At 65.8% G+C, this 14,755-nt stretch carries 13 protein-coding genes, 1 tRNA gene and 1 other RNA gene; 6 read left to right on the forward strand and 9 right to left on the reverse strand.

What is annotated here, in order from left to right:
* The first annotated feature begins 283 nt into the window (after positions 1-283).
* From RXV90_RS13255 to RXV90_RS13265, 3 genes are read left to right on the forward strand one after another with little or no spacing between them, the layout of a single operon-like run.
* Complete coding sequence (locus RXV90_RS13255; RefSeq protein WP_316649247.1) at positions 284-520, forward strand: DUF3489 domain-containing protein; 237 nt, start codon at positions 284-286, stop codon at positions 518-520.
* The gene (locus RXV90_RS13260; protein WP_316649248.1) at positions 517-924 is read left to right on the forward strand and encodes a DUF2924 domain-containing protein; all 408 of its coding nucleotides are present in this window, start codon (positions 517-519) and stop codon (positions 922-924) included. Before RXV90_RS13255 ends, RXV90_RS13260 begins: the two co-directional genes overlap by 4 nt.
* Positions 924-2,579 carry a recombinase family protein gene (locus RXV90_RS13265; RefSeq protein ID WP_316649249.1) on the forward strand — a complete coding sequence of 552 codons (1,656 nt, stop codon included), beginning with the start codon at positions 924-926 and terminating at the stop codon, positions 2,577-2,579. The genes RXV90_RS13260 and RXV90_RS13265 overlap by 1 nt, the downstream gene beginning before the upstream one ends.
* Positions 2,580-2,947: 368 nt before the next feature.
* Here the strand turns inward: RXV90_RS13265 and RXV90_RS13270 are convergent.
* From RXV90_RS13270 to RXV90_RS13305, 8 genes are all read right to left on the reverse strand, one after another.
* Positions 2,948-3,037: transfer RNA gene (locus tag RXV90_RS13270), tRNA-Ser, on the reverse strand.
* 54 nt (positions 3,038-3,091) lie between these two features.
* On the reverse strand, positions 3,092-5,449 hold the full coding sequence (locus tag RXV90_RS13275; protein ID WP_316649250.1) for a DUF3772 domain-containing protein: 2,358 nt from the start codon (positions 5,447-5,449) through the stop codon (positions 3,092-3,094).
* Complete coding sequence (locus RXV90_RS13280) at positions 5,449-6,480, reverse strand: cysteine synthase A (RefSeq protein ID WP_316649251.1); 1,032 nt, start codon at positions 6,478-6,480, stop codon at positions 5,449-5,451. Before RXV90_RS13280 ends, RXV90_RS13275 begins: the two co-directional genes overlap by 1 nt.
* A gap of 55 nt (positions 6,481-6,535) precedes the next feature.
* Complete coding sequence (locus RXV90_RS13285; protein WP_316649252.1) at positions 6,536-7,657, reverse strand: NUDIX domain-containing protein; 1,122 nt, start codon at positions 7,655-7,657, stop codon at positions 6,536-6,538.
* A gap of 2 nt (positions 7,658-7,659) precedes the next feature.
* Positions 7,660-8,103, reverse strand: coding sequence for a TrgA family protein (locus tag RXV90_RS13290; RefSeq protein ID WP_316649254.1), 444 nt, complete (start codon positions 8,101-8,103; stop codon positions 7,660-7,662).
* A gap of 4 nt (positions 8,104-8,107) precedes the next feature.
* Positions 8,108-9,319, reverse strand: coding sequence for a cyclopropane-fatty-acyl-phospholipid synthase family protein (locus tag RXV90_RS13295; protein ID WP_316649255.1), 1,212 nt, complete (start codon positions 9,317-9,319; stop codon positions 8,108-8,110).
* A gap of 74 nt (positions 9,320-9,393) precedes the next feature.
* Complete coding sequence (locus RXV90_RS13300; protein ID WP_316649257.1) at positions 9,394-10,839, reverse strand: cryptochrome/photolyase family protein; 1,446 nt, start codon at positions 10,837-10,839, stop codon at positions 9,394-9,396.
* Positions 10,836-12,062, reverse strand: coding sequence for an aminotransferase class V-fold PLP-dependent enzyme (locus RXV90_RS13305; RefSeq protein ID WP_316649258.1), 1,227 nt, complete (start codon positions 12,060-12,062; stop codon positions 10,836-10,838). Before RXV90_RS13305 ends, RXV90_RS13300 begins: the two co-directional genes overlap by 4 nt.
* 231 nt (positions 12,063-12,293) lie before the next feature.
* On the opposite strand from RXV90_RS13305, the gene RXV90_RS13310 reads away from it, so the two are divergent.
* Positions 12,294-12,644, forward strand: coding sequence for a DUF4345 family protein (locus RXV90_RS13310; RefSeq protein ID WP_316649259.1), 351 nt, complete (start codon positions 12,294-12,296; stop codon positions 12,642-12,644).
* Positions 12,645-12,724: 80 nt separating this feature from the next.
* Positions 12,725-13,180, forward strand: coding sequence for a DsrE family protein (locus RXV90_RS13315; RefSeq protein WP_316649260.1), 456 nt, complete (start codon positions 12,725-12,727; stop codon positions 13,178-13,180).
* On the opposite strand, the gene mbfA is transcribed toward RXV90_RS13315, so the two are convergent.
* Complete coding sequence (gene mbfA / locus RXV90_RS13320; protein ID WP_316649261.1) at positions 13,177-14,154, reverse strand: iron exporter MbfA; 978 nt, start codon at positions 14,152-14,154, stop codon at positions 13,177-13,179. The genes RXV90_RS13315 and mbfA overlap by 4 nt on opposite strands.
* Before the next feature lie 70 nt (positions 14,155-14,224).
* On the opposite strand from mbfA, the gene ssrA reads away from it, so the two are divergent.
* Positions 14,225-14,576, forward strand: a transfer-messenger RNA (tmRNA) gene (ssrA, locus tag RXV90_RS13325).
* Positions 14,577-14,755: the final 179 nt, after the last annotated feature.

Genomic DNA, 14,755 nt, shown 5'->3' on the forward strand with positions numbered 1-14,755 from the left:
CGTAGACAGACTCCGACCAACCATTCCCATCAGGTTGGCCCGGGGCGTCCTTATCCACGGGCAGATATGATAACTCATATGCCATGCCCCAAGGCCCGTCAATCCCCTAAGTCATTGATAATGGTTGACGAACTCTTTTCGAGGGTGTTGGTTGCTCGTCAACTTCGACAACGGACTGGACATCGTCGCGGAACAGAGCGTCAGTGTCGTCACGCCCGGCCGTCCGGGCGCGCCTCGGTAGGGCCGACAGGGTGTCGGCCCGGTCAAACCCGAGGAGATCAGAATGACCAAATCACCCAAACCCCGAGAGACAAAGGCCGCGACCTTGCGCCGTTTGCTCGCGCGCAAATCCGGCGCCGACCTGGCCGCGCTTCAAGACGCCACGGGCTGGCAACCACACTCCGTGCGCGCCGCGCTCAGCGGATTGCGGAAGGCCGGCTACACGATCAACCGGGTGCCGCCGAAGACTGAGGGCGGCACCGCGGTCTACCGGATCACCGTGGAGCCCGCCGAGGCATGAGCTTGCCCTCTGTCACGGAGATCGAAGCCATGGACCGGGCGGCGCTCCTGTCCGCCTGGGATCAACTCTTCGGCACGCAAGTCCCGAAGGGTTTGAGCCAGTCGTTTCTGCGCCGCTTCATCGCCTTCGAAGTCCAGGCGCGCCGCTACGGGGGATTGCCCAAGGGCTTTGTCACCGGTCTCGCACGACGTCCGTCGGGCGCTGTGGCCCCGTCTACAACCGCTCTTGAGGTCGGCGGTCGGCTCCTTCGAGAGTGGAACGGCGTGACCCACACAGTAGAGGTCACAGAGAACGGATACCGCTGGAACCGGGCAACTTATCGGTCGCTGTCGGCCGTCGCGCGCGCCATCACCGGGGCCCGGTGGTCCGGGCCCCGGTTCTTCGGCCTCAGGGAGACGGGTTGATGGCGACTTCGAAGATCCGCTGCGCGATCTACACCCGGAAGTCCTCCGAGGAGGGGCTCGATCAGAGTTTCAACTCTCTCGATGCGCAGCGAGAGGCGTGTGCGTCCTATGTTGCGAGCCAGAAGCACGAGGGCTGGATCCTGGCGAAGGACCACTTCGATGACGGCGGCGTCTCGGGCGGCACGCTCGACCGCCCCGCCCTCGCCCGGCTCCTCGCCGAGATCGAGGCCCGCCGGGTGCAGATGGTCGTCGTCCACAAAATCGACCGGCTGACGCGCTCGCTTGCGGATTTCGCGAAGCTCGTGGAGCGCTTTGATGCGGCCAACTGTTCCTTCGTCTCCGTGACCCAGGCCTTCAACACGGCCTCCTCGATGGGACGGCTCACGCTCAACGTGCTCCTCTCCTTCGCCCAGTTCGAGCGCGAGGTCACCGCCGAACGCATCCGCGACAAGATCGCCGCCTCGAAGAAGCAGGGGATGTGGATGGGCGGGCTCTGCCCCCTCGGCTATGATCCGCATCCCGACACACAGGTCCGGGAACTCGTCGTGAACGACGCGGAGGCAAAAACTGTCCGCGCTCTGTTTGAGCTCTACGAGCAGCAGGGCAAGATCACTGACGTGGAGCGCGCGGCTTCGGAGGCGGGGCTTCGTTCGAAGCAGCATAGGTTCAGCTCGGGCCGGGAACAGGGTGGCGGGCATCTCTCGACAGGGCAGATTTACAAGATCCTCACCAACCCGGTCTATCGCGGCCAGATCCGGCACAAGGACAAGACCTGGCCAGGACGGCATCCCGCGATCGTCAACGCGGACCTCTGGACCCGCGTGCAGGAGAAGCTTCAAGCTGCCTCGAGGCGGAAGCGGGGACGCACCTCAGATGCAGAGACGGCGCCGCTCACTGGCAAGCTTTGGGATGAGACCGGCGATCGGCTCACGCCCACCCACAGCCTCAAGGCGGGCAAGCGCCATCGCTACTACGTCTCGAACCGGCTGATCACGGGAGGCCCCGATCCCACAGGCTGGCGCCTGCCCGGCCGCAAACTCGAGACGCTCATCGCCGGCGTCATTGCCGATCACATCGCCCAGGCCGCGACCGAGCATCGGCTCCTGGCGACACCGGATCTGAGGTCGGACCCAGATCACGCCCAGTCTGCCAAAGCATTCGCAAGCGCGCTCTGGAAGCACGAGCCCGACATGCTTCGCCGGCTCCTGGCCCGCGGCATCATTACGCCCCGGGAGATCACACTCGAACTCGATCCAGCGGTCCTTGTTGAAGCGCTGAAGCTCCCACCCGAGGATCTCGCGCCCGACATCCTCAACTTCTCAGCACCGATCCGACTGCGCCGCCGCGGCGTCGAGGCAAAGCTGGTTGTCGGAACAACAAAGCCCGGACCCGACCCGGTGCTCTTGCGGACCCTCGCCGATGCGCATCGCTGGGCCGCAGCGCTCCGGACCGGGACGCCCATCTCCGAGGTTGCTCGTACGGCCGGGCATCACGATGCCTTCATCCGGACCCGCGGTTCCCTTGCATTCCTGTCCCCCAAGATCCAGGTCGCCATGCGTGACGGCACGCTTCCACCGGAGCTGACATTGCGCCGCCTATTGAAGCTTCCGATCTCGCTCGACTGGCAGGAGCAGGAGCGGATCTTCGGGATCTGACGGGACCCTTCGACGAGGGATCCTGTTGGCCGGTAACCCATTCCCTGTTCAGGCGACGGAATTCCCTGCTCTTTCCCTGCTCGAGCGAGCAGGGAAAACACATCTAAGTCGCTGAATTGGCTGACGTTATCGTGGCCAAAATTGCCGGAACATCGCGAATCGGGTGATTTTTCCCTGTTAATTCCCTGCTAGCAGGGAAAATCCGACCAAAACCGAACCCGCAGATGTGGCCGACAGAGACCCATCGCGGGTTCTCGCGCGAAACGGGCTCGTCCATGAGTCTCTCTGCTGTCGGCAAACGCGCAAGGCGCGGAAAAACCGGTCAGAAATCCGGATTTTTTCCGTTCAATATCAATATGTTAGGTCTGTGGCGGAGAGACAGGGATTCGAACCCTGGAGACGGTTTCCCGCCTACACGCGTTCCAGGCGTGCGCCTTCGACCACTCGGCCACCTCTCCGGCCCGCTTCCTCTAGCGTGGCGGGGCGGCGCGGTGCAAGGGCAAAGACGCGCCCTACCCTTCCTCGGCGGCCGGCGGCGGCGTTTCCGCGCGCAGGGCCTCGGGGTTCCTCAGCCAGATATCCCGCTGCGCGAAGGGGATTTCGATGCCTTCCGCGACGAACCGCTCCGCGATCCGGTGGTTCAGCTCGGTCTTCACCTGCATGATCTTGTTCACGTCCAGAAGGATCGCGCGCACCCGGAAATCCAGGCTGTCCGCCCCGAAGCCCAGGAAATCGACGCCGGGCTCGGGATATTTCGCCACGTTCTCGACGTCGCGCACGATCTCTTCGAGGATGTGCTGCACCCGCCGCGTGTCGGTGCCATAGGCCACGCCCACATTCACCGTCGCGCGCCCGATCTGGCTGCCGCGCGTCCAGTTCGTCACCGGGGCCGAGATGAAATCGGCATTCGGCACGATCACCTGTTGCTTGTCGAAGGTCTCGATCGTCGTCGACCGCACCGAGATGTCCTTCACGATCCCCATCTGCGATCCGACTTCGATCCAGTCGCCCTCGCTGATCGGGCGCTCGATCAGCAGGATGATGCCCGCCACGAAATTCTGCACCACGTTCTGCAGGCCGAAGCCGATGCCCACCGACAGCGCGCCGAAGACGACGGCCAGCGCCGTCAGGTCGATCCCGCCCGCGTTGACGGCCAGAAGCGCGCTCAGCGCGATCCCGGCATAGCCCGCGAAGGACACCGCGGCATTCTGCGCCCCGATATCCAGCCGCGTGCGCGGCAGCACGGTGATCCTCAGCGCGCTCTGGAACAGCCGGGTCAGCGCGATGCCGATCCCCAGAACCAGAAGCACGGCCAGGATATCGCCGGGCGTCACCCGGGTTTCCCCGAAGGTGATCCCCTCTTCCAGCCGCGCATAGAACTCGCCGATTTCCGCCGGGCGCGTGCCCCAGATCAGCGCCAGCACCGGCAGCGCGGCCAGCGCCAGAAGGAAGTTCGTCAGAACCGGCACAAGCGCCGCCCGCGCCTCTTCGATATCGGAGCGGGTCATCCAGGCATAGCCGTCCCGGATCGGCGCCTGAAACGCGATCCCGAGCCCGACAAGGCCCAGCGTCATGGCCGTCGGCACCATCAGCGCATCGGCGAAGTTGTGATAGCCGAGCGCGGCGATCACCGGCCCGACGATCGCAACCCCCATCAGCGCCTGCGCCAGCACCGCGAGAATCCGCTTTCCGAAGCGCGAACCTTCGTCTTCCGTCGCCCGCACCGACGCCGCCTTCAGCACCCGCCCCAGCCAGAAAAAGCCGAAGGCAAGCCCGGCATAGACCGGCAGCGCCAGAACGGCCTCCGCCACCGGCTCGATCACCGCGGCGTCCGCCAGCTGGCTGAGAAGCACGGCAAAGCCCGTCAGAACCCCGACAAGCGTTCCCGACCGCCGCGCACTGCGCTGGATCTCGACGCTCACATCGAAGGTCGCGGGCAGGTCCTCGCCGCGCGGAAAGACGCGCCCGGTCAGCCAGACGGCGCTCAACCCGCCGAAGATCACCGCCCCGATCCCGCTCAGCAGCGCCCGCCCGAAGGGGCCGAGGATATCGGTCGACAGGATCGCCCCGGCCAGCATCCCCATCCCGACCATCGGCAACAGCACCTGGCCCAGTGACACGCAGAAGCCCAGAAGGATCCGCCCCCGCCTGCGCCGCCGCGTCTGAACCCAGGTCGTGAACCGCGACATCCACCGCCGCCCGCGGGTCAGAAGCAGAAGGCCGATCACCGTCAGGCCCAGCGTCACCGGCGCCCCGTCCCGCACCGCGCGCCGCCGCCACTCGGTCGACAGCGAGCCCGAGATCTCCTCCGATATCGTATCCGCCACCGCTTGCGCGGCGCTCACCCCCGCCCCCCAGTTGGCCGGGTTCAGGGGCGACGGCCTCGCTTCCAGAAGCGCCTCGCGCTGCCGCGTCCGGATCTCCTCGTCGATCTCCAGGATCAGGCCATTGGCCCGGTTGAAGGCGGTCGTCGCCCGCACCCCGGGCGCCCGCGCCTCTTCAAGCTGCGCCGTAAGCCGGCTGCGCTGCTCGGCGATGACGTCCGGCTCGCTCTCACCCGCCTCCGCGTTCGGCGCCGGCCCCAGCGCATCGATCTGCGCCTGCACCGTCGCAATCCGCGTCTCGTTCGCCGACTGGGCGTCCAGGAAGCGCGACCGCCAGCCGGCAATCTCCTCGCGGAAGGTCTCCAGCCGCGAGGTTTCCGCATTGCCCTCGGCCAGAAGCCTCTCGATCGCGGTCGCGAACTCGTCCCACTGCGCGTAATCGACGGTGGTCTCGCCGGTATCCGCAGGCGCGGCCTGCTGCGCCAGGCCGAACCCCGGCCCGAGGGCCGTGGCAAGGACGATCAGAAGGACAAGGACGAAACGCATCAGTCGATGAAGACGGTGGGCAGGATCCGCGCGTCGCCGTCCAGCCAGGACGGCACCGGCAGGTTCTTCCCGCGCAGGAATTCGGGGTTGTAGAGCTTCGACTGATAGCGCGTGCCGAAGTCGCACAGGATCGTCACGATCGTATGCCCCGGCCCCATCTCCCGCGCCAGCCGCACGGCCCCCGCGATGTTGATCCCGGACGACCCGCCAAGGCACAGCCCCTCATGCTCCAGAAGATCGAACACGATCGGCAGCGCCTCGCTGTCGGGGATCTTGTAGGAATGATCCGGCGCGAACCCCTTGAGGTTCTCGGTCTCGCGCCCCTGCCCGATCCCTTCGGTGATCGAACTGCCTTCGGCCCTGAATTCGCCGGTGGTGTAGAAGGAATGGATCGCCGATCCTTCCGGGTCAGCCAGCGCGATCTTCACCCCCTTGGGCTGAAGCGCCATGCCCACGCCCGCCAGCGTGCCGCCCGTTCCGACGGCGCTGACGAACCCGTCGACGCGGCCCCCCGTCTGCTCCCAGATCTCGGGGCCGGTGCCGTCGATATGGGCCTGCCGGTTCGCCACGTTGTCGAACTGGTTCGCCCAGATCGCGCCGTTGGGCTCCGATTGCGCCAGCCGCTCCGCCAGCCGCTCGGAATAGCGCACGTAATTGTTGGGGTTCTTGTAGGGCACCGCGGGCACCTGAACGAGTTCCGCCCCCGCCACCCGCAGCATATCCTTCTTTTCCTGGCTCTGGGTCTCAGGTATCACGATCACCGTGCGAAACCCCATCGAAGCGCCCACAAGCGCCAGGCCGATCCCGGTATTGCCCGCCGTCCCCTCGACGATCGTGCCGCCAGGCTGCAGGCGCCCGCTCTCGATCGCATCTCGGATGATGAACAGCGCGGCCCGGTCCTTCACCGACTGGCCGGGGTTCAGGAACTCCGCCTTGCCGAGAATCTCGCACCCCGTCGCCTCCGACACGGCGTTCAGGCGGATCAGCGGCGTATTGCCCACCGCATCGGACAGGGAGGAACGGATTGTCATGCTCAGAAAGCCCCGATTTGCTGCCCGATATCTCTAGGCCCGGGGCGGGGCAAACTCAAGCAAGCGACCGAAGCCGCGCGCGATGCCGCATCAGCCAGTGCACCGACAGAAGCAGGGGGCCCGTCCCCACCTCGCCGCTCTCGGCCAGGGCGTCCATCTCGTCCAGCGGCACGATATGGCCCTGGATATCCTCCGCCTCGCTGTCGAGCCCACCGATCTTCGCCGCCCCGGGCGGCAGATCCGCGATGCCCACATAGCTCACCAGCCATTCCGTCACCGCCGCGGGCGACGGGTAATATTTCCCGATCAGGTGCAACGCGCCGATCTCCAGCCCCGCCTCCTCGCGGGCCTCGCGCCGGGCGGTTTCCTCCGGGGTCTCGCCCGGATCGACCCGCCCCGCCACGGGCTCCAGCGACCAGGGGCGCGGATCGCCGCGCAGGAACGGGCCGAACCGGAACTGGTCGATCACCAGAACGACGTCGCGCACCGGGTCATAGGGCAGCACGGTCACCGCATCGCCCATCAGAAAGCCCTCGCGCCGGATCTCGGGGCCCAGACCGCCGCCCGCCACCGGATGGCGCAGCACGGTGTCGCTCACCCCGAAATACCCCAGATGCGGCATCCGCCGCGACAGAACCTCCACCTCGCCGGCCCCGATGCCGCGCCGCACCTGCGCCGGCGGCACCTCCCCGCGTGCCCTGAGCTCCGACCAGGCCCGTAGAAGGATCGTGGGGTAAACGCCCCGCACCTCCTCCTCCGAACGCGTGCCGTAAAGCCCCATCACCTCTTCCGCCGCGATCCGCGTCGCCGGGCCATGCACCGCGGCCCAGCCCTCGTAATCCCACGGCCCGTCGGGCGGCGGCTGCGCATCGGTCGGAAAATACACCTCTGCGGTAACCGCGCCGTCCGCTGTCTCGACGCTCAGCGCCCGCAGGTCATAGTGATAGGCCCCCTCGTAAAAGTTCAGCCGCGCCAGATCCTCCTCCGACGGCGTCAGCAGAATGCCCTCGGCCACCGCGCCCGGGGCCGGGCGGATCGCCGGATAGGTCTCGCTCCGCACCGCCATCGCCCGATGATCGCGAAGCCGCGCCGGCACGGCATCCGCCGCCCGCCCCAGCACGGTCTCCAGAAGCGGCAGATACCGCAGCGTTCCGTAAAGAAAGATCCGTTCCGCCAAATTCAGGACCAGCGGCGTGCCGCAAGCTCGGTCAGCATGGCGCAGACGAAGCTGCCGATCACGGCAAAGCCCACCACGCGCGGCTCGACGATCAGAACGGCGTAGTCGAACATCAGGTCGCCCATGGCTTCCAGCGCCTCCACCGGGCCCTCATAGCGCCCGCGCCAGGCCCGGTTGATCATCTCATAGGCCGCCCAGACCAGAAGCGCCCAGAAGGTCGTCGCAAACACCGTCGTCAGCCCGTAGCCCGTCGACGGCGTGATCCCGTCCCCGGCCCGCGCCCCCGCGATCCGCCAGCCCATGACCAGGCCGATCAGCGCATTGATCGGGCTCAAAAGCCCCGCCCCGGCCCCTTCGGAGGGCAGGAACAGCTTCACTTGTTCGGATACGATCCACGCAAGCACCGCGAAAAGCGCGGCACCGATCAACTTCGCGGCGGTGGGCATCTGCTCAGACTGGCCTTCTTACCGTGATCTGTGTCACGTCGCAGTTTCGGCTCTCGAATCCGCTCGCGCAAGAGGTCAGATAGAGATTCCACATCCGCCGGAACCGATCGTCGAAGCCAAGCGCCTGTATCTCGTCCCAGCGGTCGTTGAACGTCTCGTGCCAGCGCCGCAGCGTCAGGCTGTAGCTGTCGGCGAACTCGAAGGATTTCGCCACCTCAAGCCCGGCCCGCTCCACCTGCTGCCGCAGCACCTTGGGCGCGGGAAGCATTCCGCCCGGAAAGATGAATTTCTGAATGAAATCAATGCCCTTCCGGTAAGCCTCCCAGCGAAAATCCGCCACCGTGATGATCTGCAGCGTGGCCCGCGCCCCGGGCTTCAGACAGCCCTTCACCTTGTCGAAATAGACCGGCCAGTATTTCTCCCCGACCGCCTCGAACATCTCGATCGAGGCGATGCCGTCATACGTGCCTTTTTCGTCACGGTAATCCTGCAATTTGATCTCGACCCGGTCACTCAGCCCCGCCTTGGCGATCCGCGCCACCGCGTAATCGTGCTGTTCGCGGCTGATCGTCAGGCCGGTCACCTGCAAGCCCCGCGTGCCGGCAGCATATTCCGCGAACCCGCCCCAGCCGCAGCCGATCTCGAGCACATGGTCCCCGGGCTGCGCCCCCATCTCGTCGATCAGCGCCGCGTATTTCTGTTCCTGAGCGGTTTCAAGGCTTTCCTGCCCGGTCTTGAAGTAGGCGGACGAGTAGGTCATCGTCTCGTCCAGCCACAGGCCGTAGAAATCGTTCCCCAGATCGTAGTGGTACGAGATGTTCTTCGGCGCCTGCCCCTTCGAATTCCGCTGCAGCCAGAACCTCAGCCGCTCATAGGCCCGCACCAGCCCCATGCCGGGAAAGCCGCTATACATCTCGTCATTGCCGTCGTTCAGCAGATCCATGAACGCCTGCAGATCGGGCGAGGACCACCAGCCATCCATATAGGCCTCGGAAAACCCCAGATCGCCTTCCCGCAACAGCCGCGCAAAGACATCCGGGTTGTGCACCACCACCTCGGCCACCGGGCCGGGCTCCGCGCCTTCCGCCCGAAACCGCCGCCCGTCCGGCAGCACGATATCAAGCCGCCCCTTGCCAAGCGTGCGCGCGGTCGAAAAGGCCGCCGCGAAATAGCGTGGCAGGTCCGTCTGCCCCTCGGTTGTCGTCAATACGTCCATGCACTCCCCCAGGCTTCCGGAAAAACTATCCCGACCAAAGCGGCAGGCGCAACGTCGCAGGACACATAAATTCCTCAGAAGTCGCGATTTTCATAGGCCGCAAGCGCCCGCTTGCGGCCCTCGTCGGCGGTCACCACCGGATCGGGATAGGCGTCGTCGGGCGACATGTTCCACCGCCGGGGGATCGCCTCGAAATAGGCCAGCGCGTCCTTCGGCGGCCGGCCCTGCCCCTCCGCGATCCAGCGCGAGGCGTAGTCGCGGTTCTTGTCGAACTTGTCGAGCTGCGTGACCGGGTTGAACACCCGGAAATAGGGCGTCGCGTCAGGCCCCGACCCGGCCGACCACTGCCACCCCATCGCGTTCGACGCCGGGTCCCAGTCGATCAGGCAATCCTCGAACCAGGCCTGCCCGATCCGCCAGTGGCACATCAGGTGCTTGGTCAGGTAACTCGCCACGATCATCCGCGCCCGGTTGTGCATGTATCCGGTGACGTAAAGCTCCCGCATCGCGGCATCGACGAAGCAGATGCCGGTGCGCCCCTGCTTCCAGGCCTTCACCTCCGCCGTCCGCTCGTCCTCGTTCCAGGGGAAGGCGTCCCACTCCTCGCGCCAGTTCCCGCTGACGATCCGGGGGGTATGATAGGCGAGGTGATAGGCGAATTCACGCCACACAAGCTCTTTCAGAAAGGTCTCCGCCCCCCGCTTGCCCTCGTTGAACGCCCGCATCCCCGAATGCCACGCGGTCCGGGGAGAGATCTCGCCATAGGTCAGGTTCTCCGACACGCGCGAGGTGCCCTGCACCCCCGGAATGTCCCGCGCCTCGGCATAATCCGCCACCTTGTGCCCGATGAACTGCGCAAGCCGCCCCCGCGCCGCATCCTCCCCGATGGTCAGATGCGCCCGCACGATCTCCGCGCCGCGGTTCATCGCCCGCGCGAGATCCCAGTCGCCGGGATCCTCGCTCCCGGGCCAGGCCCCGGGCGCCGTCAGCGCCGACACGCCAGGCAGGGCCGCCGGCACCTCCCGGTCCTTCACCGACTTCCAGAACGGCGTGTAAACCTTGTAGAAGTCTCCGGTTTTCGTCTCGACCGTCCAGGGCTCGAACAGAAGATGCCCCGCCCAGCTTCGCGCGTCGATCCCGTCCTCCTTCAGCCCCGCCTTCACCGCCTTGTCGCGCGCGATGGCCTCGGGGTCATAGGCCCGGCCCCACCAAACCGATCCCGCCCCGGTCTCGGCAACAAGGGCCCTCAGAACCTCAAGCGCCTTGCCCCGCCGGAAGATAAGCCGTGATCCGATCCCCTCCAGCGCCGTCGCGAACGCCTCCGCCCCAAGGCCCATCCGCCAGCGCGGGCAGGCCCCGTGGCCCTCCATCACCTCGTCGAGGATAAAGACCGGGATCACCGGCCGCCCGCTCTCCGCAGCGGCACTCAGCCCCGGATTGTCGCCCAGCCGAAAATCGCGCCTGACCCAGTAAAGGATCGGCCCGCTCGCCTCGCCCGCATCTGTCGTCTCACCTGTCACAAGACGTGATCTAGCGCGGCGATAAGCCGATCAACCTCTTTTCGCGTCGTGTAATGCACGAAACTCGCCCGGAACACCCCGTGCTCCGGCGCGATCCCAAGCGCCTGAAGCGGGCGCACGGCATAGAAATCCCCGCCATCGGCCATGATCCCGTGCGGCGCCAGCGCCTCTGCGATCGCCCGCCCCGGCCGGTCGGTCACGATCGCGACCGTGGGCGCCCTCAGCCCCGCCGCCTCGGGGCCCAGCACGCGCACGTCCTTCCGGTCCGCCAGATAGGCCATCAGGGGCTTCAGAAGCTTCGTTTCCCGCCGCCGCATCAGCCCCGCCACCACCGAACACCGCTCCGCGGGCTCCGCCGCCTCGCCCTTCGCGTGATGCGCATAAAGCGCGTCGATGTAATCGGCCATCCCCGCGCTCGCCGCGATCTGCGCGTGATCGGGCCCCGCCGGCGTGAACCGCTTCGTCAGCACCTCTGCGTTGAAGTAATGCCCCTGCGCCGGCAGCGCGGCCGCCAGATCGGCCCGGATCGTCATGATCCCCTGATGCGGCCCATAGGTCTTGTAGGCCGAAAACAGATAGATATCGGCCCCGAGCGCGCCCACATCCGGCAACCCGTGCGGGGCAAAGCTCACCCCGTCGACACAGGCGAAGGCCCCCGCCGCATGCACCAGATCCACGATCGCGGCCACGTCGTTGATCTCCCCCACGACGTTCGAGCAATGGGGAAAGCACACAAGTCGCACCCGCTCGTCCAGAAGCGCGGTCAGGTCGGCGATATGAAGATGCCCCGTCTCCGGCACCATCCGCCATTCCCGCACCTCGATCCCGGCCTCCGCCAGCCGCCGCCACGGCCCCGAATTCGCCTCGTGATCCTGGTTCGTGACGATGATCGCCTCACCGGGCCGCATCGCGCCCGCAAAGGCCCGCGCCAGAACATAGGTGTTCTGCGTCGTCGACGGCCCGAAATGAAGCTCGTTTTCGGCCACGTTCAGCATCGCCGCCAGCCGCCTGCGCGCCTCGTCCATCTCCGCCCCGCCCCGCGCCGAGGGCTTCGACGGCCCATAGGGCTGCATCTTCCGCTTCTTGTAAAACCGCGTCAGCCGGTCGATCACCGGCCCGCAGGCATAGGACCCGCCCGCATTCTCGAAATGCGCGAGGCCCTTGAGCGATTTCTCGGAAAACGCGGGAAACTGCCCGCGCACGAACCGTATATCAAGCTTCATCGGCAGAGGTTGATCCCCTTTCCCCCGCCCGGTCAAGCCTCGGCCACGGCGCCGCCCGCCATTGTGCCGCCGCCGGAAACACCGTGCCGCCCCGGGCCGGGTCCGGCGCAAAAATCTGAACCAGACCGCCCCGGCCTGAGTTACCGGGACATCCGCGGAAAAGAGTGATCCGCCGCGGCGGTGAAACCGTAAACCAAACTAGACAGGCAAGAACTGACAGCCGAGACATCCATGACCGACATCCTGAACATCCTCATCGCCCTCACCTCCATCGGCCTCGGCGCCATCGGCTGGCTCGCGCCCCGCTACACGATGGAGGTGCTCGACATGGCGCCCACCCGCACCACGATGGGGATAAGCGAGGTGCGCGCGGCCTCGGGCGCCCTCTTCATCGGTCTGGGCGCGGGCGCGCTGATCCTCGGCACGCCCCTTGCCTTCGCCATGATCGGCTTCGCCTGGGCGGGGGCCGCGGTCGGCCGGCTGACCTCGATCGTCGCCGACGGCGTGCAGACCTCGCGCAAGGTCACCTTCTTCGTGGTCGAGGCCATCGTCGCCGCCACGGCGCTCGGCATAAATATCTAGGTATCATGCTCTGAAGATATTATGTTTTGAGAATACGAAACTGGCGTTAGGCTCGCCCTGCGAACAACAGGGAGGTCCTCATGCTCAAGAGGCTATTCGCGATTGCACTCATCGCACTTGTCACCGCTGCGGGAAGCGTCAGCGCCGAGGAAACCGAGCGCTACGGCAAACAGAAGGTCGTCTATCACATCAACTATGATGGCGGGCCGGAATCCAAGGCGTATCGCGGCGCCATGCGCAACATTCAGAACCACATCAATGCCGTCGGTGCCGAAAACATGGACATCAAGGTCGTCTTGCACGGCAACGGGCTTGGCCTTCTGATGACCGCGAAGCAGGACGACACGCTGCAAACCGCCGTGTCCTCGCTCAAATGCCAGAATGTCAGCTTCCACGTCTGCAATAACACGCTCAAAGGGCGGAAGATCAGCTACGAGAACGATCTTTATGACACCTGGGACGAAGACATCGTGCCCTCAGGTGTGGCAGAACTCTCGCGGCTGCAGCAGATGGGCTACACCTATATCAAGCCCTAACCCGACCCGATGAGAACCCCGGCGGCGAGCACCAGCCCGCCGCCGACCACGACCTGAAGCGTCGCGCGCCAGAACGGCGTTTCCATATACCGGTTCTGGATCCAGGCAATCGCCCACAACTCGAAGAAGACGACGATGATCGCGGTGATCGTCGCGGTCCAGAAATCGGGAATGAGGTAAGGCAGCGCATGGCCCAGCCCGCCAAGCGTCGTCATCACGCCCGAGGCAATGCCCCGCTTCACCGGCGATCCCCGGCCCGACAGTTCGCCGTCATCCGACGCCGCTTCGGTGAACCCCATGGAAATCCCGGCCCCGACAGAGGCCGCCAGCCCCACGAGGAACGTGTTCCAGGTATCCCCCGTGGCAAAGGCCGCCGCAAAGATCGGCGCCAGCGTCGACACCGATCCGTCCATCAGCCCCGCAAGGCCCGGCTGCACCCAGGTCAGCACGAATTGCCGGTGGGCCTTCCGGTCCTCCTCGTCGGTCGCATCCTCCGTCAGATGCGCCTCGGCAAGCGAGGCGGCGGTGTCCTCGTGCCCCGCCTCCGCCGCCGCCAGCGTGCCCAGAAGCTTCCGGGTCGCGGCATCCTCGGTCCGCGCCGCGGCCATCTCATAGAACCGGCCCGCCTCGGCCTCCATATCCCCGGCGATCTCGCGGATCCGCTCCAGCGGAAGCTGTTCCATCAGCCAGACGGGACGCCTTGCATAGAAGCCCGACACATGTTCGCGCCGGATCAGCGGAATCGTCTCCCCGAACCGGTCGATATGAAGGTCGATCAGCCGCTGCCGGTGCCCGTCCTCCTCTTCCGCCATGCCTTCGAAAACCTTCGCGGTCGCCGGAAAATCGGTCTTCAGCCGCTGCGCGAACCCGCGATAGATCCGCGCGTCATCCTCTTCCGAGGATATGGCCAGCGCCAGAATCTCTTGGTCCGACAGGTCCCTGAACCGTTTCCGGCCAGACAGCATGGGGCGCATGGCAACCTCGCAAAAGTGGTTAGAACCATTCTAATCTAACAGCCCCGCCCGTGTGTTCAACCGTCAACCGCGCCTTGAAATTTGCCGTGATTTCGCATACCTCTGTTCCGTTCCCGCAAGGGGACTATGGACATAAACGCGCCCGTAATAAGCGGATCGGACCCGGGGGCGGTACCCGGCGGCTCCACCAAATTCCCTCGTTGGGGGATCATGGGGCCGAAATAGGATCGACGGACGTCTAAAGGGGTTTGCTTTGTCCCGGTGAGGTACCACCGATATCGGTCCAAACTGCATAGTTGCCAACGACAACAATGCTCCGGTCGCGCTCGCTGCCTAAGCAGTGCGCAAAGCCGAAAATTAAGCCCTTGCGCCTAGCAGCGTAAGGCGGGGCCCGCCGGAGCCTGGCAACAGAATCCGGCACCTTCCCCCCAAACCGGCAAGATCCTTCCAGGCGGCGCCCGATCTGTGTCTGTTGCGCCTCTTCCCGGCAGGCGGTTTCCCCTGCCCCACAAGCGCCCCAGCCTTGCCCTGAAAGCGCCCCCGCCACACGCCTTGCGGGACGTGTGACGCAGCGTTATCGCTCGAAAATTGTGTGTATACT

Origin of the sequence: Ovoidimarina sediminis, from assembly GCF_032586175.1 — a bacterium.
GTDB lineage: Bacteria > Pseudomonadota > Alphaproteobacteria > Rhodobacterales > Rhodobacteraceae > Ovoidimarina > Ovoidimarina sediminis.